The sequence below is a fragment of the Pseudomonas sp. B40(2017) genome (assembly GCF_002112855.1).
Taxonomy (GTDB): Bacteria; Pseudomonadota; Gammaproteobacteria; order Pseudomonadales; family Pseudomonadaceae; genus Aquipseudomonas; species Aquipseudomonas pharyngis.
The window spans coordinates 346087-368087 of record NZ_NEIT01000005.1 but is presented as its reverse complement, the minus strand read 5'-3'; the positions used below and the strand labels follow the sequence as shown (position 1 = coordinate 368087).

The 22001-nt window shown below is 61.8% G+C and carries 22 protein-coding genes; 11 read left to right on the top strand and 11 right to left on the bottom strand.

Annotation, left to right across the window (positions count from 1 at the left end; genetic code table 11):
* The first annotated feature begins 103 nt into the window (after positions 1-103).
* Positions 104-1912 (top strand): sodium:proton antiporter, encoded by a 1809-nt coding sequence (locus tag CAF76_RS15790; protein WP_085647762.1) that lies wholly within the window; start codon positions 104-106, stop codon positions 1910-1912.
* 117 nt (positions 1913-2029) lie between these two features.
* Here the strand turns inward: CAF76_RS15790 and CAF76_RS15785 are convergent, their stop codons facing one another.
* From CAF76_RS15785 to ffh, 6 genes are all read right to left on the bottom strand, one after another.
* The gene (locus CAF76_RS15785) at positions 2030-2443 is read right to left on the bottom strand and encodes an acyl-CoA thioesterase (protein ID WP_011332614.1); all 414 of its coding nucleotides are present in this window, start codon (positions 2441-2443) and stop codon (positions 2030-2032) included.
* Between the two features lie 91 nt (positions 2444-2534).
* Complete coding sequence (rplS, locus tag CAF76_RS15780) at positions 2535-2885, bottom strand: 50S ribosomal protein L19 (RefSeq protein ID WP_003175895.1); 351 nt, start codon at positions 2883-2885, stop codon at positions 2535-2537.
* A 45-nt stretch (positions 2886-2930) separates the two neighbouring features.
* Positions 2931-3683 (bottom strand): tRNA (guanosine(37)-N1)-methyltransferase TrmD, encoded by a 753-nt coding sequence (gene trmD / locus CAF76_RS15775; protein ID WP_003221981.1) that lies wholly within the window; start codon positions 3681-3683, stop codon positions 2931-2933.
* Between the two features lie 3 nt (positions 3684-3686).
* The gene (gene rimM, locus CAF76_RS15770) at positions 3687-4223 is read right to left on the bottom strand and encodes a ribosome maturation factor RimM (protein ID WP_011332613.1); all 537 of its coding nucleotides are present in this window, start codon (positions 4221-4223) and stop codon (positions 3687-3689) included.
* 5 nt (positions 4224-4228) lie between these two features.
* Positions 4229-4480, bottom strand: coding sequence for a 30S ribosomal protein S16 (rpsP, locus tag CAF76_RS15765; RefSeq protein ID WP_003185073.1), 252 nt, complete (start codon positions 4478-4480; stop codon positions 4229-4231).
* A gap of 249 nt (positions 4481-4729) precedes the next feature.
* Positions 4730-6106: a signal recognition particle protein gene (ffh, locus tag CAF76_RS15760; protein ID WP_039769551.1), complete on the bottom strand. Its 1377-nt coding sequence runs from the start codon at positions 6104-6106 to the stop codon at positions 4730-4732.
* 209 nt (positions 6107-6315) lie between these two features.
* On the opposite strand from ffh, the gene CAF76_RS15755 reads away from it, so the two are divergent.
* The 3 genes from CAF76_RS15755 to CAF76_RS15740 all read left to right on the top strand — a co-directional run bounded on the left by CAF76_RS15755 (position 6316) and on the right by CAF76_RS15740 (position 9934).
* A complete protein-coding gene (locus CAF76_RS15755) occupies positions 6316-7128 on the top strand; it encodes an inner membrane protein YpjD (protein ID WP_039769548.1) in 813 nt (270 codons plus the stop codon).
* A 12-nt stretch (positions 7129-7140) separates the two neighbouring features.
* Positions 7141-8382, top strand: coding sequence for a transporter associated domain-containing protein (locus CAF76_RS15750; protein WP_085647761.1), 1242 nt, complete (start codon positions 7141-7143; stop codon positions 8380-8382).
* 235 nt (positions 8383-8617) lie between these two features.
* Positions 8618-9934, top strand: coding sequence for an MFS transporter (locus CAF76_RS15740; RefSeq protein ID WP_085611432.1), 1317 nt, complete (start codon positions 8618-8620; stop codon positions 9932-9934).
* A gap of 46 nt (positions 9935-9980) precedes the next feature.
* Here CAF76_RS15740 and purT read toward each other — a convergent pair whose 3' ends face one another.
* From purT to CAF76_RS15715, 5 genes are all read right to left on the bottom strand, one after another.
* Positions 9981-11162, bottom strand: coding sequence for a formate-dependent phosphoribosylglycinamide formyltransferase (gene purT, locus CAF76_RS15735; protein WP_039769540.1), 1182 nt, complete (start codon positions 11160-11162; stop codon positions 9981-9983).
* Between the two features lie 100 nt (positions 11163-11262).
* On the bottom strand, positions 11263-11730 hold the full coding sequence (locus CAF76_RS15730; RefSeq protein WP_085611431.1) for a preQ0 transporter: 468 nt from the start codon (positions 11728-11730) through the stop codon (positions 11263-11265).
* Positions 11731-11794: 64 nt separating this feature from the next.
* Complete coding sequence (locus tag CAF76_RS15725; protein WP_007954618.1) at positions 11795-12010, bottom strand: DUF1289 domain-containing protein; 216 nt, start codon at positions 12008-12010, stop codon at positions 11795-11797.
* A complete protein-coding gene (locus CAF76_RS15720) occupies positions 12007-12531 on the bottom strand; it encodes a gamma carbonic anhydrase family protein (protein ID WP_025112181.1) in 525 nt (174 codons plus the stop codon). The genes CAF76_RS15725 and CAF76_RS15720 overlap by 4 nt, the downstream gene beginning before the upstream one ends.
* Positions 12532-12578: 47 nt before the next feature.
* Positions 12579-13178, bottom strand: coding sequence for a CoA pyrophosphatase (locus CAF76_RS15715; protein ID WP_039769535.1), 600 nt, complete (start codon positions 13176-13178; stop codon positions 12579-12581).
* 147 nt (positions 13179-13325) lie between these two features.
* Between CAF76_RS15715 and CAF76_RS15710 the strand changes: the two genes are divergently transcribed.
* The 7 genes from CAF76_RS15710 (at position 13326) to nagE (ending at position 21985) form a co-directional block, all read left to right on the top strand.
* The gene (locus tag CAF76_RS15710) at positions 13326-13877 is read left to right on the top strand and encodes an NUDIX hydrolase (RefSeq protein WP_085647760.1); all 552 of its coding nucleotides are present in this window, start codon (positions 13326-13328) and stop codon (positions 13875-13877) included.
* A 102-nt stretch (positions 13878-13979) separates the two neighbouring features.
* Positions 13980-14495 (top strand): murein L,D-transpeptidase family protein, encoded by a 516-nt coding sequence (locus CAF76_RS15705; protein ID WP_007954614.1) that lies wholly within the window; start codon positions 13980-13982, stop codon positions 14493-14495.
* Positions 14496-14825: 330 nt separating this feature from the next.
* Positions 14826-15557, top strand: a complete 732-nt coding sequence (locus CAF76_RS15700) for a GntR family transcriptional regulator (protein WP_064593607.1) — start codon at positions 14826-14828, stop codon at positions 15555-15557.
* Positions 15558-15587: 30 nt separating this feature from the next.
* Entirely contained in the window at positions 15588-16694 is a 1107-nt protein-coding gene (nagA, locus tag CAF76_RS15695) for an N-acetylglucosamine-6-phosphate deacetylase (protein ID WP_085647759.1), read from the top strand.
* Positions 16675-17697, top strand: coding sequence for an SIS domain-containing protein (locus CAF76_RS15690; RefSeq protein WP_143491814.1), 1023 nt, complete (start codon positions 16675-16677; stop codon positions 17695-17697). Before nagA ends, CAF76_RS15690 begins: the two co-directional genes overlap by 20 nt.
* A gap of 35 nt (positions 17698-17732) precedes the next feature.
* Positions 17733-20246 (top strand): phosphoenolpyruvate--protein phosphotransferase, encoded by a 2514-nt coding sequence (gene ptsP, locus CAF76_RS15685; protein WP_085647757.1) that lies wholly within the window; start codon positions 17733-17735, stop codon positions 20244-20246.
* A 23-nt stretch (positions 20247-20269) separates the two neighbouring features.
* Positions 20270-21985, top strand: coding sequence for an N-acetylglucosamine-specific PTS transporter subunit IIBC (gene nagE / locus CAF76_RS15680; protein ID WP_085647756.1), 1716 nt, complete (start codon positions 20270-20272; stop codon positions 21983-21985).
* Positions 21986-22001: the final 16 nt, after the last annotated feature.

The window sequence follows — 22001 nt, the reverse complement described above, 5'->3', positions numbered from 1 at the left end:
GCTCAAGACACGCAGGTTTGGCACTGCGCGCAAATAAAGAGTGAACGGTTGAAATGGCCGCTAGTCTTTCATAGCCCGCTATTTCAAGGAACAGGGAGCTTCAATGAACGAGCAGCAAATTCTGTTGGCTTTCGGTGGTATCGGCGCTGCCGCACTGGGCTGCCAATGGCTCGCCTGGCGCCTGAAGCTGCCGGCGATTCTGTTTCTGCTGCTGACCGGCATTCTGGCGGGCCCCGTGCTGGGCTGGCTCGACCCACAGGAAATGTTCGGCCCGTTGCTGATGCCATTGGTGTCGCTGGCGGTGGCACTGATTCTGTTTGAAGGCAGCCTGACCCTGCACCTGTCGGAATGGCGCGAGATCGGCAGCGTCGTGCATCGACTGGTCACAATCGGTGCCCTTTCGACCTGGGTAGTGATTGCGGTCGCGACGCACTGGCTGCTGGGTTTCGACTGGCTGTTGGCGATCCTGTTCGGCAGCCTGACCCTGGTTACCGGGCCAACCGTGATCGTGCCGATGCTGCGCGTGGTGCGGCCGAAGGCTTCGATCGCCAACATCCTGCGCTGGGAAGGGATTGTGATCGACCCGATCGGCGCGCTGCTCGCGGTGGTGGTCTACAGCTTCATCATCGCCCGGGCCGAAGGCCACGGCCTGGAACAGAGTCTGCTGACCTTCGGCGGGGTGATTGTCTGCGGCAGTGGGTTCGGCGTTGCCGGTGGCTGGCTGCTCGGCACGATCATCCGACGCCAATGGCTACCGGAGTATTTGCACAATCTGGCATCGCTCGCCGCGGTGCTGGGGATATTCATCGCTGCCAACCAGGCTATGCACGAATCCGGGCTGTTGGCGGTGACACTGATGGGCATGTGGCTGGCGAACATGAAGGGTGTGGATGTGCGGCACATCCTGCACTTCAAGGAAAACCTCAGCGTGTTGCTGATTTCCGGGCTGTTCATTCTGCTGGCGGCCCGACTGGATCTGAACGCGTTGATCGGTCTCGGGCCGCTGGTGTTGATCCTGTTGCTGGTGATTCAGCTGATCGCCCGACCGTTGAACGTGGTGCTGAGCACCGCCGGTTCGAGCCTGAGTTGGCGTGAACGTGCGCTGTTGTGCTGGATTGCCCCGCGCGGGATTGTCGCGGCGGCGGTCTCGGCGATCTTTGCGATTCGCCTGGATGAAGCGGGCCATGAAGGCGCGCTGTTGCTGGTGCCACTGACCTTCGCGGTGATCATCGGCACCGTCGTGCTGCAAAGTGCAACCGCCCGGCCACTGGCGCGTTTGTTGAAGGTGGCGGAGCCTGCGCCCAGTGGCTTCCTTATCGTCGGGGCGAACGGGCCTGCGCGCCTGCTCGGCAAGTCGCTGCAACAGCTGGGCAACCGGGTGCTGCTAACAGATTCAAGTTGGGAAAACATCCGGGCGGCGCGCATGGATGGCTTGCCGACCTACTTCGGCAATCCGGCCTCGCAGCACGCCGATGCGCATCTGGACCTGGTCGGACTGGGGCATTTGCTGGCGCTGTCACCGTCGGGCGAACTCAATACGCTGGCGGCCATGCGCTTTCGTCATGACTTTGGCCATCAGCGGTTGTTCGGGCTGGCCAGCGGTCAGGAAAGCCGGCGCAGCGACAAGCACCGTGCCAGCCTCGAACATCGCGGCAACCAACTGGGGAGCGAGGCGCTGACTTACGCCAGACTGGCCAGCCAACTCGGGCAAGGTGCCGATCTTTACAGCACGACGCTGACGGACGGGTTTGGCTGGGACAATTACCGTGCGCTGCATGGCAATCGCGCGACGCTGCTGTTCATGCGCGATGACAGCGGCTGGGTACATGTCGTGACGCCGGAAACCGTGCTAAAGCCGGGACCGGGGTGGACGCTGGTGGCGCTGATTCAGCCGGAGAGCGTCAGCGCCTGACAGACCGAATCGCGGGCAAGCCCGCTCCCACAGTGTCCATGTCGAACACATCATCAGCGGACAACACAAAACGCGTGGGAGCGGGCTTGCCCGCGAATGCCGCGGCTCGGTGCTGGATCAGGCCGCGAAACCCGGCAGCACCGGCACCGGACGCTTGTCATCATCGATGGCAACAAAGCTGAACTGCCCGTGAATGGCTTTCTCACGACCGTCGCAGCTCATGCTTTCAACGAACACTTCCACCTCGACCTTGAGGCTGGTGTTGCCGACCTTGATCACCCGCCCAACCAGTTCGACGATGGAGCCTGCCGGGATCGCATGATTGAAATCGATGCGATCGGTCGACACTGTCACCAGCGGCAAACGGCAGAAGCGCGTGGCGGTGATGAAGGACACTTCGTCCATCCAGGCCAACGCAGTGCCGCCGAACAGGGTGTTGTGGTGGTTGGTGGTCGGCGGGAAAACCGCCTTGGTCACGCGGGTCACCGAGAGTTCGGTGCGGCGTTCGATTTCTTGCTCGCGAGGGGTCATGGGTCAGGCCTGAAACAGAAATGCGGTGGATAAATTGCGGGCAACAAAAAAGCAGCCCGTAGGCTGCTTTTTTCTGCATCGGAAGCTGGACTTAAGCCAGTTTTTCCTTGATGCGAGCTGCTTTACCCGACAGGTCGCGCAGGTAGTACAGCTTGGCTTTACGTACGTCACCGCGACGCTTGACAGCCATGCTGTCGATTTGCGGGGAGTAGGTCTGGAAAGTACGTTCTACGCCAACACCGTTGGAGATTTTACGAACGGTGAACGCACTGTTCACGCCGCGGTTACGCTTGGCGATGACAACGCCTTCGAACGCTTGCAGACGGGAACGATCGCCTTCCTTCACTTTCACCTGAACGACGATGGTGTCGCCTGGGGCAAAGGTAGGGATTTCTTTGGTCATCTGCTCTGCTTCGAGTGCAAGGATGATTTTGTTGGTCATGCTGTGCTCCTAAGGTAAATCGTCTGATCTACCATCGATACGTTGTTAACTATCGTCCCGCTCGCGGATGTATTCCTCGAGCAGCTTCTTCTCTTCTCCAGAAAGCGAGCGGCTTTCCAGAAGATCGGCGCGTCGTTCATAGGTCCTACCAAGGGACTGCTGTAAACGCCAACGCCGGATATGCGCGTGATTGCCACTCAGCAACACGTCGGGAACACGCTGATCCGCATACACCTCAGGTCGGGTGTAGTGCGGGCAATCCAGCAGACCATCCGTAAAGGAATCTTCCTCAGCGGAATCCGCATGCCCTAAAGCTCCGGGCAGCAGTCGTGTAACCGCATCGATCATGACCATGGCCGGCAGCTCGCCGCCAGACAACACATAGTCACCAATCGACCACTCTTCATCGACATGAGCCTCAATAAAGCGCTCGTCAATGCCTTCATAGCGACCGGCAATCAGGATCAATGCATCCGATTTCGCCAGTTCGCGTACCGCCGACTGAGTCAGTTGACGGCCTTGGGGGGACAGGTAAATCACCTTCGCCGCCTCCCCGGCTGCTGCCTTGGCCTGAACCAGAGCATCTTCCAGGGGCTTGATCTTCATCACCATGCCCGGACCACCGCCAAACGGGCGATCGTCCACAGTGTGATGTCGATCCGTCGTGTAATCCCGCGGATTCCAACAGGTCAGCTGCAAGAGCCCCTGTTTGACCGCACGACTGGTAATGCCGTACTCACTGATGGCCGAGAACATCTCGGGGAACAGCGTAATGACGTCTACGCGCAGGCTGGCCATTGCTTAGAAGTCCGCGTCCCATTCCACCCTCATCACGCCTGCTTCCAGGTCGATTGCCAGCACGCATTGCTCCGTATAGGGCAACAACCGCTCGCGATCATCCAGGCTGCCAACGCAGGGCTTGACCACCAATACATCGTTCGCGCCGGTCTCCAACAGGTGATCAACCTTGCCGAACAATTGTTCGTCCTGGTTGATGACGCTCAGACCTTCCAACTGGTACCAGTAGTACTCGTCGGCGGTCAGGTCGGGCAAAAGGCTTCGCGGGATGCAAATCTCGTAACCGCTCAGAAGACGGGCTTCATCGCGATCGTCGAGGCCTTTGAGCTTCACAACCAGATCCTTTTGAGTGGATCGGCCGCTGACCAGCTCGACCTGTTTCACCACGCCTTCGCGCCGAAGCGTCCAGTTGCGATAGCCCAACAGGTTTTCAATCGGATCGGTAAAGGAAAAGACCTTCACCTCGCCGCGAACGCCGTGAACCGAAAAAATCTTGCCGACAACGATCAGGTCATCAGCTTTTTCTGGCGTCGCGCTCATACTGCTCAGGCTGCAGCCTTGGCAGATTCCTTCAGCAACTGAGCAACACGCTCAGAAGGCTGTGCACCAACGCTCAGCCAGTAGGCAACGCGCTCTTGGTTCACGGACAGACGGATTTCCTGACCACGGGCAACAGGGTTGAAGAAGCCAACCTGTTCTTTGTGGGAACCGTCACGCGGGTTGCGGGAGTCGGTTACGGTCAGGTGGTAAAACGGGCGCTTTTTGGAGCCGCCAAGGGCAAGACGGATTGTTAGCATGTGAACATCGTTCCTGTAGTCGGTGCTGCAAATCTAAATGCACAGCGGGCATGGGTGCCCGAAAGGCCGCATATTCTAAGGAATATCCGGACTTTTGCAAATGACTTTTTCCGGCGCCCGTGGCATGCCGTGCAGATTTGCATATGGGGCCGTCGTTCAAAACGGCCAGTCAGCTCCCGCCGAGTGCGGGTTTGCTGTGGATCCCGCTTCCTTGCGGGACTGCGCCGGTGCGACGACCGGCGAGTTCTTTTACATCTTTGGCATGCCGCCGCCGGGCAACATTCCGCCCATGCCGCGCATCATTTTCGCCATTCCGCCCTTGGCGGAGAATTTCTTCATCATCTTCTGCATCTGCTTGTGCTGCTTGATCAAGCGACCGATGTCCTGCACCTGGGTGCCGGAACCCATGGCGATCCGACGCTTGCGCGAACCGCTGATCAGCTCAGGGTCGCGGCGCTCGGCCGGGGTCATGGAATTGATGATGGCTTCCATCTGTTTGAACTGCTTCTCTGCGGCGCTCTGGGCATTGCCCATTTGCGAGAGATTGACACCGCCGATGCTCGGCAGCTTGTCCATGAGCCCGCCGAGGCCGCCCATGTTCTTCATCTGTTGCAGCTGATCACGGAAGTCTTCGAGGTCGAAGCCCTTGCCCTTCTTCAGCTTCTTGGCAAGCTTGTCGGCCTTGTCCTTGTCGAGGGTCGCTTCAGCCTGTTCGATCAGGCTGAGCACGTCGCCCATGCCGAGGATTCGCGAGGCGATACGCTCAGGGTGGAACGGATCGAGCGCTTCGCTCTTCTCGCCCATACCGATGAACTTGATCGGCTTGCCGGTGATCGCGCGAACGGACAGCGCGGCACCGCCACGGGCATCACCGTCGACCTTGGTCAGGATCACACCGGTCAGCGGCAGCGCATCACCGAAGGCCTTGGCCGTGTTGGCCGCGTCCTGACCGGTCATGGCGTCGACCACGAACAGGGTTTCAACCGGATTGATCGCGGCATGCAGCGCCTTGATCTCGCCCATCATCTCTTCATCGATGTGCAGACGACCGGCGGTGTCGACGATGACCACGTCGATGAATTTCAGTTTTGCTTCTTTAATAGCTGCGCTGGCGATGTCGACCGGTTTCTGGCTCAGGTCGGACGGGAAGAACGTCACGCCGATGTCGTTGGCCAGGGTTTCCAGCTGTTTAATAGCAGCAGGACGGTAGATGTCCGCCGACACGACCATGACCGACTTTTTCTTGCGCTCTTTAAGGAAGCGCGCCAGTTTGCCGGCGGTGGTGGTTTTACCCGCGCCCTGCAGACCGGCCATCAGAATGACGGCGGGCGGCACGGCGCTCAGGTTCAGGTCTTCGTTGGCCGCGCCCATCAGGCTTTCGAGTTCGGCCTGGACGATCTTCACAAACGCCTGGCCCGGCGTCAGGCTGCGCGACACCTCGGTGCCGACAGCGCGCTCCTTGACCGAATTGACGAAGTCCTTGACCACCGGCAGGGCGACGTCGGCCTCGAGCAACGCCATGCGCACTTCGCGCAGGGTGTCTTTGATATTGTCCTCGGTCAGCTTCGCCTTGCCGGTGACATGGCGCAGCGTCTGCGAGAGACGGTCGGTTAAGTTTTCAAACATTGCGCGATCCTTTCAGGCCCTGTGTAGACCGGGATAATGGCGGCCCAGACCGGAATCAACATGTGCTCGGCGAGCCTGCGGCGTGGGCAGGTCGCGGATTATAGCGAAGACTGCGGCTGGCGGACACCTCGCTGTCAGCTTGCCGGTCTTTCGTGCAACGGCGGTTCTATGCCAAACTCAGCCCCTTTCGGGCTTGCCTAACAGGATTTATGCTCCCCTTGTCACCGAGTTTGCTGACCACCCTCGCCGCCGCCCTTCTCTACGCCGCTGCGACCCTCTATCAGGGCACCCGCCTGGCCACTGGCGCCAAGGCCAACAAGCGCCTGCTGGTCTCGCTCGGCGTTCTCGCCGTGCTGGCCCACAGCGCCAGCCTGCTTACGCATTTATTGACGCCGATCGGTCTGGGCCTGGATTTCTTCAGCGCTTCGAGCCTGATCGCTGCGGCGGTCATTGCCCTGACCCTGCTCGCCTGCTCGCGGATTCCGGTGGAAAACCTGCTGGTGCTGCTGTTCCCGCTGGGTGCGATCACGGTGCTGCTGGCGCAGTTCGCGCCGGCCGGTACGGTGCAGATCATCGATGAAGAACCGGGCATCCTCGCGCACATCCTGTTGTCGATCCTCGCCTACGGCATGTTCACCATCGCGGTGTTCCAGGCCTTGTTGCTGCTGGTGCAGGATCATCAGCTCAAGCACAAGCACCCGTCCGGGCTGATCAAGAACTTCCCGCCACTGCAAACCATGGAAAGCCTGCTGTTCGGCTTCCTCTGGGCTGGCTGGACGCTGCTGTCGCTGTCGTTGATCTCCGGCTGGCTGTTCGTCGAGAACCTGTTTGCCCAGCACCTGGTGCATAAAACCCTGCTGGCCTGCCTGGCCTGGATCGTGTTCAGCGTCCTGCTGTGGGGCCGTAACCGCCTCGGCTGGCGCGGACACAAGGCAATCCGCTGGACCCTCGCCGGTTTCTGCCTGCTGATGCTCGCGTATTTCGGCAGCAAACTGGTCCGTGAATACATCCTGCACATCTGACGGGCGGCATAAATGGACGGTTTGCCCATAGGGCCGATGCTCGCGGTATTTGTCCTGCTGATTCTCTGGTCAGGGCTGTTTACCGCCGTCGAAGCGGCGCAACAGCACCTGCTCGCGCAACGCACCGCATCCCGCGCCAGCGACAAGCCCCTGGCCAAGCTCAGCTTCCCGCTCGACAGCCTGATCCTCTGCAATACCCTGTGCCGCGCCCTCGCCGTTATTCTGGCCACGCTGCTGGCAATCTTTCTCTGTGAAGAAAACGGCCCCTGGGCGGCTTGCCTTGGCGCCGGCGCCCTGCTGCTGGTTTTTGCCGACTATTTCCCCCGCGCCCTCGCCCAGCGTTATCCGGATGCGGTGCTGTCGTTCGGCAATACGCTGCTGACAGTACCGCTGAAGGTCGTTTACCCGCTTGCCTGGCTGCTCAGCCGCGTCAGTGGTTTGCTGATGCGCCCGTTCATCCGCAAGGCCCAGGTGGTGCAACAGAGCGAAGACGATGTGCCGGCGGAGCGTCATGATGACCCCGATCATCCAGTGCGCCCGCACCCGGTTTCGGGCATCCATGCGCTGGATAACATCACGGTCAACGACATTCTGGTGCCGCGCAGCGATGTCGACGGCATCAACCTCGACGATCCGATCGAAGAAATCACCGAGCAACTGCGCCACAACCGTCGTACTCGTCTGCCGCTGTTTCACAGCGATATCAATCAGGTCGAGGCGGTGCTCAACACCCGGCAGGTCCGCCATTTGCTGGACAATGGCAACCTGACCCGCGAAGCCTTGCTGGCGGCCAGTTACGAGCCCTACTTCGTTCCCGAAAGCACCCCGCTGCAACTGCAGCTGCTGAACTTCCACAAGCAGCAGCGGCGGCTGGGCATGGTGGTGGACGAGTACGGCGAAGTGCTGGGGATTGTCACCCTGGAAGACATTCTCGAAGAGATCGTCGGCGAATTCGAAAGCGAGCACAGCCTCGACAACCCGCACATCCACCCACAAGCCGATGGCCGCATGGTGATCGACGGCGCCGCGTCGATCCGCGAACTGAACAAATGCCTGGGCTGGCACCTGCCCAGCGACGGCCCCCGGACCCTCAACGGCCTGGTGACCGAAGCGCTGGAAACCATCCCGGAAAGCGCGGTCTGCCTGAAGATCGGCCGCTACCGGCTGGAGATTCTCGAAACCGAAGAGAACCGGGTGAGCAAGGTGCTGATCTGGCACACCTCTTCCGCTCCGGCGCTGGTCACGGCCCGCTAGGCAGCCCCTTGTTCAATCGTTAGCCACCTTCCTATAATCGCGGGGCTTACCCAAGCCCCGCCGAACCGCGTGCTTACCCCGCACCCGACTGGTTCCGGCCGGTTCATCGGCAATATCCGCATCACACCGACGACTGTTCCTACCTGAAGCAGCGATCGCGCCTCATCCCACATCCCTGGGTGTTCGACCATAATAATTCGCTCCAACGGAGCTCATGACTGTCAGGGATCACCGCATGACGACCAGTACCGCTTACAGCGACACCACGCCCGCCCAACCGACCAACTCCGCCACCCGCGTGGCCACCGCGAGTTTCATCGGCACGGCCATCGAGTTCTACGATTTCTACGTCTACGCCACCGCTGCCGCGCTGGTGATCGGGCCGGTGTTCTTCCCGCAGACCTCCGGCACGGCGCAGATGCTCTCCGCCTTCCTGACCTTCGGCATCGCCTTCCTTGCACGACCGCTGGGCTCGGCGCTGTTCGGCCACTTCGGCGACCGCATCGGCCGTAAATCCACGCTGGTGGCCTCACTGCTGCTGATGGGTGTCTGCACCACGCTGATCGGCGTGCTGCCGGGTTATGACAGTATCGGCGCCTGGGCACCGATCCTGCTCTGCGTGCTGCGCTTCGGCCAGGGCCTGGGATTGGGGGGCGAATGGGGTGGCGCGGCGCTGCTGGCGACCGAAAACGCCCCGAAAGGCAAACGGGCGTGGTTCGGCATGTTCCCGCAACTCGGCCCGTCGATTGGTTTTCTGGCTGCCAACGGTCTGTTCCTGACGTTGGCCATGAGCCTGAGCGACGATCAATTCCGCAGCTGGGGCTGGCGGATTCCGTTCCTGCTCAGCGCCGTGCTGGTGATGGTCGGGCTGTACGTGCGCCTCAAGCTTCACGAAACCCCGGTGTTCGCCAATGCCATCGCCCGTCAGGAACGAGTGAAAGTGCCGCTGGTCGAGCTGTTCAGCCAATACTGGGCACCGACGTTGCTGGGCGCCGCCGCCATGGTGGTGTGTTACGCGCTGTTCTACATCTCGACCGTGTTTTCCCTGAGCTATGGCGTATCCACATTGGGTTACAGCCGCGAGACTTTCCTCGGACTGCTGTGCTTCGCGGTGCTGTTCATGGCGGCCGCGACGCCGCTGTCGGCATGGGCCAGTGATCGTTACGGACGCAAACCGGTGCTGATCGTCGGCGGTGTGCTGGCGATTCTTTCCGGATTTCTGATGGAGCCGTTGCTGACTCAGGGATCGACCTGGGGCGTGGCCCTGTTCCTGTGCATCGAGCTGTTCCTGATGGGCGTGACATTCGCCCCGATGGGCGCTCTGCTGCCGGAACTGTTCCCGACGCACGTGCGGTATACCGGCGCATCGGCGGCCTACAACCTCGGCGGGATTGTCGGGGCCTCGGCGGCACCGTTCTTCGCGCAGAAACTGGTGGCGATGGGCGGTTTGAGTTACGTCGGCGGGTATGTGTCGGCGGCCGCGGTGCTCAGCCTGATCGCTGTGCTGTGCCTGAAGGAGACGCGCAATAACGACCTGAATCAGGTGGTGTAAGCGCAAAGATCGCTCCCGCGCGGGCGGGAGCGATCAGATGGCGTGATTACAGCTCTACAACAACAGCCTGGGAAGCACGGGTCGCTTTGGCACGAGCAGCTTCAATCGACTCGTCGCGGGCCAGTGCAACACCCATGCGGCGCTGACCGTTGACTTCAGGCTTGCCAAACAGACGCAGCGCGGTATCCGGCTCGCTCAGTGCAGCACCGAGGTTGGCGAATGCAGTCTGGGTCGACTGGCCTTCCACCAGAATCACCGCTGAAGCCGATGGGCCGAACTGACGGATCAGCGGCACCGGCAGGCCGAGGATCGCCCGGGCGTGCAGGGCGAACTGCGACAGGTCCTGAGAAATCAGGGTTACCAGACCAGTGTCGTGCGGGCGCGGCGACACTTCGCTGAACCACACCTGATCGCCCTTGATGAAAAGCTCGACGCCGAACAGGCCACGGCCGCCCAACGCTTCGGTCACGGCTTTGGCAACGCGCTCGGATTCAGCCAGCGCCACCGGGCTCATGGCCTGTGGCTGCCAGGATTCCTGATAGTCGCCCTTCTCCTGACGGTGGCCGACCGGAGCACAGAACGTCGTGCCGCCGACGTGACGCACGGTCAGCAGAGTGATTTCGTAGTCGAAATCGATGAAGCCTTCGATGATCACCCGACCTTTGCCGGCGCGACCACCCTCTTGCGCGTAATCCCAGGCTTTCTGCACGTCATCGGCGCTGCGCAGCAGGCTCTGGCCCTTGCCCGACGAACTCATCACCGGTTTTACGACGCACGGAAAGCCGAGGTCCTGAACGGCCTTGCTGTAATCCTCGAAGGTGTCGGCGAAGTGGTACGGCGAAGTCGGCAGGTCCAGCTCTTCGGCAGCCAGACGACGGATGCCTTCGCGGTTCATGGTCAGTTGCGCGGCGCGAGCGGTCGGGATCACGGTGAAGCCTTCGGCTTCCAGTTCGACCAGAGTGGCGGTGGCGATGGCTTCGATTTCCGGCACGATGAAGTGCGGCTTCTCAGCTTCGATCACGGCACGCAGGGCGGCGCCGTCGAGCATGTTGATCACGTGGCTGCGATGGGCAACCTGCATGGCCGGCGCATTGGCGTAACGGTCAACGGCGATCACTTCAACGCCCAGGCGTTGCAGCTCGATTACCACTTCCTTGCCCAACTCACCACAGCCACACAGCAATACGCGGGTCGCGGTCGGCGACAATGGAGTTCCGATACGGGTCATCTCAGGTCCTCAAAGAAGCGGATCATCGAGGAAAGCAACGCCAGACGCGCTTTCCATGGGGAGAAAGCGCGGCATTTTACATGAACCTGAGGGTTTGGCTTCAGCCGGCGACAGCCTGTTTGCGTTCGCGCCAGGCCATGATCAGCCAGACGGCGGTAACACCGGCGAACTTCGAGGCCAGCGCGGTGATGAGCACCGGCGGTGTCAGCAGGTCGATCATGCCAAAGAAGATGAAGGTATCAAGCGGAATGCTCAGCGCCGAACTGATCCACAAGCGGTCGCGCAACGGGCGCTTGGTAATGGTGAACACCAGCCAGTCGATGCACTCGGAGACCGCGAATGCCGTGGCGCTGGCCAGCGCAATCGACGGATCGGACGTGACATAGGACAGCACCAGCGCTGCCAGCATCGCCACGATCGCGCCATGACCGAAACGGGTCTGCACCATGTCGCGCAGCACGAACACCAGCCCGCCCCAGGCCGACCAGATGATGTCCAGGTGCGGCGCAGTGGAAAAGGCGAAGTTGATCAGCACGACGCTGCTGATGTAAGCGATGAGGAAAATCATGGGCGTGACCTGTCAATTTGGCGCACAGGTTACTTCAGCCCTTCGATGGCGCCAATCAAATCGGTTATTGCCCTGGCGTTTTGCCGATCATCCAGACCAGGCCACTGGCCTTCGCCCGCTCATGGCAGAGCCCGAGTACAACCCGGCGTTCATCATTGGTCATACGGCTCCAGCGAGTGATCTCCTCGACCGTGCGCTGACAACCGGTGCAAATGTCGTCCTCGTCCAGCGCGCAAATGCTCACGCACGGCGAGGCGACAGGTCTTTCCGGGGTTGTCATTCTTCCTGCTCGACCAGATCGCGCGCATAGCGCTGGGAGTTATGCACATAGTGCGCGGCACTGGCTTCGAGCATCTTCTTCTGCGGCTCGGTCAGTTCGCGCACCACCTTGCCCGGCGAGCCCATCACCAGCGAGCCGTCAGGAATTTCCTTGCCTTCGCCGATCAGCGAATTGGCGCCGATGATGCAGTTCTTGCCGATCTTCGCGCCGTTGAGGATGACCGCGTTGATGCCAATCAGGCTGTAGTCGCCGACCGTGCAGCCGTGGAGCATGGCGTTGTGGCCGATGGTCACGCCGGTGCCGATGGTCAGCGGATAGCCCATGTCGGTGTGCATCACGGTGCCATCCTGCACATTGCTGTTCTTGCCGATCAGGATCAGTTCGTTGTCGCCCCGCAACACGGCGTTGAACCAGACGTTGGCGCCCTCTTCCAGTCTGACCTTGCCCACCAGCACGGCGTTGGGGGCGACCCAGCTCTGCGGATGGGTGTCGACACGGGCGTCGCCCAGGCGGTATTTCATCTTGTTTTCCTCAGGGCTCATGGTGGCTGGCCATTCGAACGATGGCTTCAGGTATTGATGAAGCTTTTGGGCGGTTGATGCAGGCTGATTCTGGCGTCATAGAGCAGGTTGATCAACTCGACGATCATGATTGCCGTCAGTCCCCAGATCTTGTATTCGCCGTAACGATAGCTCGGCACGTACCAACTGCGACCCTGATAGTCGATGCGGTGGGTGTGTTCGCGCGGATCCTTGCGGAAGAACTCCAGCGGCACACTGAACACCGCAGCGATCTCGGCATCATTGGCCTGGTATTCGACAAAATCGGGAATCACCCCGACATACGGAGTGACCTTGATGCCATGCAGGGAAATCAGCGGGCTGAGCGGACCGATCACTTCGACCAGTCCCGGCGGCAGGCCGATTTCCTCTTCGGCTTCACGCAGAGCGGTAAACACCAGGTCCGGGTCTTCCGGATCCCGACGCCCGCCCGGGAAGGCGACTTCGCCGCCGTGGGTCGAAAGCCCGCTGGCCCGCAGGGTGAGGACAAGTTCGGGTTCGTCACTGCGAGTAATCGGCACCAGGACAGCGGCCTCGGGGAAACGCGTGTCGGTCTCCAGCGTGCGCGGCGTGTGATTGCTTACCCGGTGCAGTAGCTCGTCCAGCATAAGTGTTCTCGATCGGTGCCTTACCCTGCATCATGCACCAATCATTGCGACCGCCCAACCCCCGAACGGGGGTCATGTCGCGAAACGACAACTTGCCGACTGATACCGCTGCACGCCAAGATAGGCGCAGCATTCAGGAACCCCAGCATGAAATTTTGCAGCCAGTGCGGCAACCCGGTGACCCAGCGCATTCCCGAAGGCGACTCGCGGCTGCGATTCGTCTGCGACAGCTGTCAGACGATTCACTACCAGAACCCCAATATCGTGGCCGGTTGCGTGCCGACCTGGGGCAGCAAAGTCCTGCTGTGTCGCCGCGCCATCGAGCCACGCCTCGGTTACTGGACGCTGCCCGCCGGGTTCATGGAGAACGGCGAGACCATCGAACAGGCCGCCATCCGCGAAACCGCCGAAGAAGCCTGCGCCCGGGTACGCAACCTGAGCATCTACACCCTGATCGACGTGCCGCACATCAGCCAGGTGCATGTGTTTTTCCGCGCCGAGCTGGCAGATCTGGACTTCGCCGCCGGCCCCGAAAGCCTGGAAGTACAACTGTTCGACGAAGCCGACATTCCCTGGGACGAACTGGCTTTCCGCACGGTGGGCCGTACCCTGGAATGTTTCTTCGCTGACCGGCGCGTCGAGGTCTATCCGGTTCGTTCCGAATCGATCCCGCCGCTCACTCAACCAGCCATCACTTGATTTCGACGATGGCCGGCCGATAACCGGCTTACGCAGCCCGCGACAGCGCCTGCACACTATCTATAAATAAAGTATCTGCTTCATTTCTGGGGAATCGTTTCAATGCGCTGGTTGCTTGCCCTGTTCTGCCTGTCGTTCGTCACCGTCTCCCAAGCGTCATTCGTGACCACTGTGACGCCATCGAACACCCCGCTCATCGAAAAAGTACTGGTGCTCAAATCGGCTCATCAACTGCAGTTGATCGCCGACGGCAAGCCACTCAAGAGCTATCGCATTTCCCTGGGCAAGGGCGCGAAAAAAGGCCCGAAGCTGATTGAGGGCGACAAGCGCACACCGGAAGGTTTCTATTGGATCGACTGGCGCAAGACCAGCGACAAATTCAACCTGTCGATGCACATCTCCTACCCGAACATCAGCGACTCCGCCCGCGCCCGCCGCGAAGGCGTCGAGCCTGGCGGAATGATCATGATCCACGGCACGCCGGACTCCGAGGACAATCCCGAACAACTGTTCCACACCCTGGACTGGACCGACGGCTGCATTGCCATGCGCAACGTCGACATGCGCGAAGTCTGGAACCTGGTGCCGGATGGCACGATGATCGAAATCCGCCCCTGATTCCGTAACCAGGGCACCTGTTCCCTCCGGGCCGCGAAGCGGCCCTTTCTCCTGACCATTGGTCGCCCGTAAAAAATAAATTCAAAAGATCGCAGCCTGCGGCCAGGCCTGAACGGTGATACCACTTTCACCCGCCAGAACGGCCGCAGACTGCGATCTTTTGCGTTTTACAGTCCACCTCTAATACCACTTGAAACCACCCACCTTGAAACCCTCGAAACCATAGACCTACAGGCATTTCCGACGCGTTGACATGGTATGCAAGTGGTATTAGTTTTCGCCCGACAACCGAGCGACAACAATCCTATATCAGCGCCGGAAAAGCCTTACATGAACGACCTCCACGCCCTACGTCCCGACGACTCCCAGCCGACGCCGCTGTACCTGCAACTGGCGCGCAATCTGGAAGCGGCGATCCATGCCGGCCAGTGGAAAGCCGAACAGGCGATGCCGTCGGAGCGCAGTCTCAGCGAAATGCTGGGGATTTCCCGGGTCACCGCGCGCAAGGCGCTGGAAGTCCTGCTCGATCAAGGTTTGATCCGCCGCCTGCAAGGTTCCGGCACCTTCATCACCCCACGCCTTGAACAACCGCTGTCGCGTCTGTCGGGTTTCAGCGAGATGCTGCGCCTCAAGGGCTTCGTGCCCAGCTCGCAATGGCTGGAGCGGGAAATCACCCTGCCGACCCACGAAGAATTGATCCGCCTCGGCCTGTCGCCAAACGACAAGGTCGCGCGCATGAAACGCCTGCGCAAGGCCGACGACACCGTGATGGCCATCGAGATGAGCACCCTGCCCGCCTCGATCATGCCCAAGCCACAGGTGGTGGGCGATTCCCTCTACGAACACCTCGACAGCATCGGCAAGCCGATCGTGCGCGCCTTGCAGCACATCCAGGCCATCAATGCCTCGGACGAGTTCGCCGCACTGGTCGGCATCGCCCCCGGCACCGCGATGCTGCTGATGACCCGGGTCGGCTACCTGGAAGACAACACGCCGATCGAAGTCACCGACACCTATTGCCGCAACGACTACTACGACTTTGTTGCAGAGCTTCGCCGCTGATCAGCAGCCAGGCCAAACGAGAGAAGCGAAATGTCTGAAGACAACATCCTCACCGCTGACGGCTGGATTCGCGGCCGGCTGATCCACGAACACGGCAGAGTCGTGTCGATCGAAGGCGAGCCTTGCGATCCGGCGACCAATGACTTGCCGTATCTGCTGCCGGGTTTCATCGACCTGCACGTCCACGGCGGTGGCGGCAAGGACATCATGGAGGGCGCCAGCGCCTTCGAGACCATCACCAAGACCCACGTGCGCTTCGGCACCACCTCGCTGCTGGCCACCACGATGACCGCGCCGAGTGCCGAGATTTCCAGCGTGCTCAAGGAAGTCGGCGAGTTCTGTGAACAGCGCCCGAAAGGTGCCGCCCGGGTTCTCGGCGTTCACCTCGAAGGCCCCTACATCAATCCCGGCAAACTCGGCGCACAACCGAACTTTGCCCACACCGCGTTGATGGCCGAGGTCGAAGACTATCTGGCACTGGCGCCGATTCGGGTGATCACCATCGCCCCGGAAATCGCCGGCCATGACGGTTTGATTCGTGAACTCAGCAGCCGTGGCATCCGCATGCAGATCGGTCATACCCTCGGCAGTTACGAGGAAGGCGTCGCCGCCCTCGAAGCCGGCGCCACCAGTTTCACCCACTTGTACAACGCCATGAGCCCGCTGCATCACCGCGAGCCGGGTATCGTCGGTGCGGCGCTGGCCCACGCCAAATTCGCCGAACTGATTCCGGACTTGCTGCACGTGCACCCCGGCGCGATCCGCGTGGCCCTGCGTTCGATTCCGTGCCTGTACTGCGTGACCGACTCAACAGCCGCCGCCGGCATGCCCGACGGCGAATACAAGCTCGGCAGCCACACCGTCACCAAATGCCTGGGCGGCGTGCGCCTGCCCGATGGCACCCTGGCGGGCAGCACCCTGACCATGGATCAGGCCCTGCGCAATCTGGTGAAGATCGGTCTGCCGATCGCCGAGGCCTCGCAACGTCTTTCGCAATTCCCCGCCGACTACCTCGGCATCACCGAACGCGGGCGCCTTGCACCTGGCGCCTGGGCCGACTGCGTGCGGCTGGATCGCTCACTCACACTGACCGCCGTCATGGTCGAAGGAGAAGACATTGACTTCAAAAATGCTTGAGGAGGCGCTGTCCTCATTCGAGGCCGTGCAAGCCCAACTGCAACAGCTCGACTCGCCAATGATCGAGATCGCCGGGCGCCTGCGTCGTCAACCGCCGCAAGTGGCGATGACCGTTGCCCGTGGCAGCTCCGACCATGCGGCGAGCTACTTCGCCTACCTGACCATGCAGCAACTGGGGGTTCCGGTGGCGTCGTTGCCGATGTCGGTGGTGACCATGCAACAGGCGCCCTTGAAGGTCAGCGGTCAGGTTGCGTTCGCGTTTTCCCAGTCGGGCCAGAGCCCGGATCTGGTCAACAGCCTGCGCCTGTTGCGCAAGCGTGGCGCGCTCAGTGTGTCGATGGTCAACGCCGCCGATTCGCCGCTGGAGGCTGCGTGCGAATTCAGCCTGCCATTGCTGGCCGGCACCGAAAGCAGTGTCGCCGCGACCAAGAGTTTCATCGCCACCCTCAGCGCCAGCGCCCGTCTGATCGCGCACTGGAAAGAAGACGCCGAATTGCTGGAGGCGCACAACGCCCTGCCCGAAGGCCTGCGCGAAGCCGCGCAACAGGACTGGAGCCCGGCCATCGACGCCCTGCGCGATTGCGAGCGGTTGATGGTGATTGGCCGGGGCGCCGGTTTCGCCATCGCCCAGGAAGCCGCGCTGAAATTCAAGGAAACCTCGGCGATCCAGGCCGAAGCCTTCAGCAGCGCCGAAGTCCGCCACGGCCCGATGGCCCTGATCGACGAACACTACCCGTTGCTGGTGTTCGCCCCGCGCGGCGCCGAACAGGCCGGTCTGCTGAGCCTGGCAGCCGAGATGCGTCAGCGCGGCGCCCGCGTGCTGCTGGCCGCCCCGGATGACGTGAGCGAACGCGACCTGACCCTCAGCCGTGCCGAGCACCCGGCCCTCGATCCGATCCTGGCGATCCAGAGTTTCTACGTGATGGCGGCCGGTCTGGCCGTGGCCCGTGGCATGGACCCGGATCAGCCGCGACACCTGAGCAAAGTCACCCGTACGCACTGAGTCCGAACCGAACGTTTTCCTGATGAGACCGAGCCATGCACAACAACAATAAAGAGCTGACTTTAAGCGCCCCGCTCAGCGGCCCGGTGCTCACGCTCGCCAACGTTCCGGACGCGGTGTTCGCCAGCGGCGCGATGGGCGACGGCATTGCCATCGATCCGCTGAACGACACCCTGTATTCGCCCTGCGCCGGGGTGGTGATCCACGTTGCCCGCACCGGCCATGCGCTGACCGTGCGCGCCGACAACGGCGCCGAGCTGTTGCTGCACCTCGGTCTGGACACGGTGGAGTTGCAGGGCGAAGGCTTCTCGATGCTGGTCAAGGAAGGCGCGCGGGTCAGCAATGGCCAGCCGCTGCTGCGCTATGACCTGGACAAGGTCGGCCGCCAGTGCAAAAGCCTGGTCAGCCTGCTGATCCTGACCAACAGCCAGGATTTTCAGGCGCGCCCCATCACCCTGAAAACGGTGAAGGTCGGCGAGCCGCTGCTGCACATCATCGCTCGTCACAGCACAGCGGCGAATGCAGAAGAACTCGGCGGCCCGGAAGTTCTCGGTCACGTGCAGGTTGCCCATCGCGGCGGTCTGCATGCGCGCCCGGCGGCGTTGATCCGCCAGACCGCGCAAGGGTTCAAGAGCCAGTCCCAGCTGCATTTCGCCGGCAAGTCGGCATCGTGCAACAGCCTCATCGGCTTGATGGGCCTGGCGATTGGCGAGCAGGACGAAGTGCAGGTCAGTTGCCAGGGCCCGGACGCACAGGCTGCGCTGCAAGCCTTGCTCACTGCGCTGGCCACCGCACTGCCCGAAGACCATCATGCCGCCGCACCGGTTGCCGCCGCTCCACGCAATCGCTCGGCCGAGGCTGGCGTGCTGCACGGCGTTTGCGCCGCACCGGGTCTGGTCGGCGGGCCGCTGTTTCGTCTGAACGCGATCAGCCTGCCGGCCGACACCGGCAATCATCAGCCCGAGCATCAACTACAGATTCTCGACACCGCGCTTAATCAGGTTCGCAGCGAAATCGACGGCACCCTCGTCCAGGCGAAAAAACAGCGCAATGCCGACGAGGAAGCGATCTTCGCCGCGCACCTGGCCTTGCTGGAAGACCCGGCCTTGCTCGACGCCGCCCAGCAATCGATTGAAACCGGCACGGCGGCGACCCACGCCTGGAGCCAGTCCATCGATGCGCAATGCGAAGTGCTGCAAAACACCGGCAGCCCACTGCTGGCCGAGCGCGCCAACGATCTGCGCGACCTCAGGCAACGAGTGCTGCGCGCCCTGCTCGGCGAAACCTGGCACTACGACGTGCCGGTCGGCGCCATCGTCGCCGCCCACGAACTGACGCCGTCGGACCTGCTGCAACTGAGCGCGCAAGGCGTCGCCGGTTTGTGCATGGCCGAAGGTGGCGCGACTTCCCACGTGGCCATTCTGGCTCGGGGCAAAGGCCTGCCGTGCGTGGTCGCACTGGGCTCGGCGCTGCTCGATCAAGCGCAAGACCTGTCGGTGGTCCTCGACGCCGACGGCGGTCGTCTCGAACTGACGCCGAATGCCGAGCGTCTGGCCGAAGTGCAGCAGGCGCAAATCGACCGTCAACAACGGCGCGACGCCCAGCAGGCCCAGGCCCATCTGCCGGCCGAAACCCGCAACGGCGTATGCATCGAAGTGGTCGCCAACGTAGCCTCCAGCCATGAAGCGGCGGATGCGTTTGCCAATGGCGCCGATGGCGTCGGCCTGTTGCGCACCGAATTTCTGTTCGTCGACCGCCAGACTGCGCCGGACGTCGAAGAGCAACGCGCTGCCTATCAAGCCGTGATTGATGCCATGGGCGACAAGTCGGTGATCATCCGCACCATCGACGTCGGTGGCGACAAACAACTCGATTACCTGCCGCTGCCAGTAGAGGCCAACCCGGTGCTCGGCCTGCGTGGCATTCGCCTGGCCCAGGCCCGCCCGGAAATCCTCGATCAGCAACTGCGTGCGCTGCTGCAAGTCAGCCCGTTGCAGCGTTGCCGGATCCTGCTGCCGATGGTCACCGAGGTCGACGAACTGCTGCATATCCGTCAACAGGTCAATGCGTTGTGCCTGGAACTGGGCATCAATCAACGTCCGGAAATCGGCGTGATGATCGAAGTCCCGGCCGCCGCGTTGCAGGCCGAGCAACTGGCCGAACACGCCGACTTCCTGTCCATCGGCACCAACGACCTGTCGCAATACACCCTGGCCATGGATCGCGACCACGCCGGCCTTGCCGCGCGGGTCGATGCCTTGCACCCGGCGCTGCTACGCCTGATCGCCATGACCTGCGAAGGCGCGGCGGTGCATAAACGCTGGGTCGGCGTGTGCGGCGCCCTCGCCTCGGATCCACTGGCGACGCCGGTGTTGATCGGCCTGGGCGTGACCGAACTGTCGGTGAGCCCGGTCCAGATCGGCGAAATCAAGGACCGCGTGCGCCAGCTACACGAAGCCGAATGCCAACGCCTCGCCCGGGACTTGCTCAAGCTGAGCAGCGCCGCCGCGGTGCGTCATGCCTGTCATCAACATTGGCCTCTGCGCTAACAAAAACAACAAGGACAAACGCCATGTACCAACTCTTCATCGAAGGCCTGCAACGCCTCGGCCGCGCGCTGATGCTGCCGATCGCGATCCTGCCGATCGCCGGCCTGCTGCTGCGCCTGGGCGACACTGACCTGCTGAACATCGCGATCATCCACGACGCCGGCCAGGTGATCTTCGCCAACCTGGCGATGATCTTCGCCATCGGCATCGCGGTCGGTTTCGCCCGGGACAACAACGGCACCGCCGGCCTCGCCGGGGTGATCGGTTATCTGGTGATGATCTCCACCCTCAAGGTGCTCGACGCCAGCATCAACATGGGCATGCTCGCCGGGATCGTCAGCGGCCTGATGGCCGGCGCGCTGTACAACCGCTTCAAGGACATCAAGCTGCCGGAGTACCTCGCCTTTTTCGGTGGCCGGCGTTTTGTGCCGATCGTCACCGGGTTCGCGGCGGTCGGTCTGGGCGTGGTGTTCGGCTACATCTGGCCGCCGATCCAGCACGGCATCAACAGCTTCGGCGCCTTGATGATGGAAAGCGGCAGCCTTGGCGCCTTCGTGTTTGGCGTTTTCAACCGCCTGCTGATCGTCACCGGCCTGCACCATATCCTCAACAACATGGCGTGGTTCGTGTTCGGCAACTTCACCGACCCGACCACCGGCGCTCTGGTGACTGGAGATCTGTCGCGTTACTTCGCCGGCGATCCCAAGGGCGGCCAGTTCATGACCGGCATGTTCCCGATGATGATATTCGGTCTGCCGGCCGCGTGTCTGGCGATGTACCGCAACGCCCTGCCGGAACGCCGTAAGGTCATGGGCGGGATCTTCCTGTCGATGGCCCTGACCTCATTCTTGACCGGGGTGACCGAGCCCATCGAATTTGCCTTCATGTTTCTGGCGCCGCTGCTGTATCTGGTGCATGCGTTGCTGACCGGATTGTCGATGGCGATCACCAATGCGCTGAATATTCATCTGGGCTTCACCTTCTCCGGTGGTTTCATCGACATGGTGCTGGGCTGGGGACGCTCCACCAACGGCTGGCTGGTGGTGCCGGTGGGACTGGTCTATGCCGTCATCTATTACGCGGTGTTCGACTTCTGTATCCGCCGTTTCAATCTGAAAACCCCGGGACGTGAAGACGTGGCCGCTGCCGAGAAATCCGTGCTGACAGAAAACGAGCGCGCCGCTGCGTATATCAAAGCCTTGGGAGGTGCCGAGAATTTGGTTACCGTCGGCGCGTGCACCACGCGGCTGCGACTGGAAATGGTCGATCGCAACAAAGCCTCCGATGCCGATTTGAAAGCACTGGGTGCAATGGCCGTGGTACGTCCGGGCAAGGGCGGCAGCCTGCAGGTGGTCGTTGGGCCGATGGCCGACAGCATTGCCGACGAAATCCGCCTGGCGATGCCCGCATTGGGCCGAGTCGTAGTGGCTGCTCCTGTCACAGTCGTCGAAACCAGCGAGCCCGTTGCTATAGCCGCACCGCAAGCCCAGCAATGGCTGAGCGCCCTGGGCGGCAGCGACAACGTGCTGCAACTCGACTGCATCGCCATGAGCCGCATCCGCCTGCAACTGGCCGATGGCAAAGCGCTGTCGGAAAGCCGATTGAAAGAACTTGGATGTCTGGGTGTGAGCGCGCTGGAGGATGGCGTATGGCACTTGCTGGTAGGTGAGCGGGCGCAGAGCTTGAGTGCGGCGCTGGAGGGGTTGGTCAATCGGAGTGAGGTGAGTGCCAAGGTTTAGGGCGACCTCTGAAGCG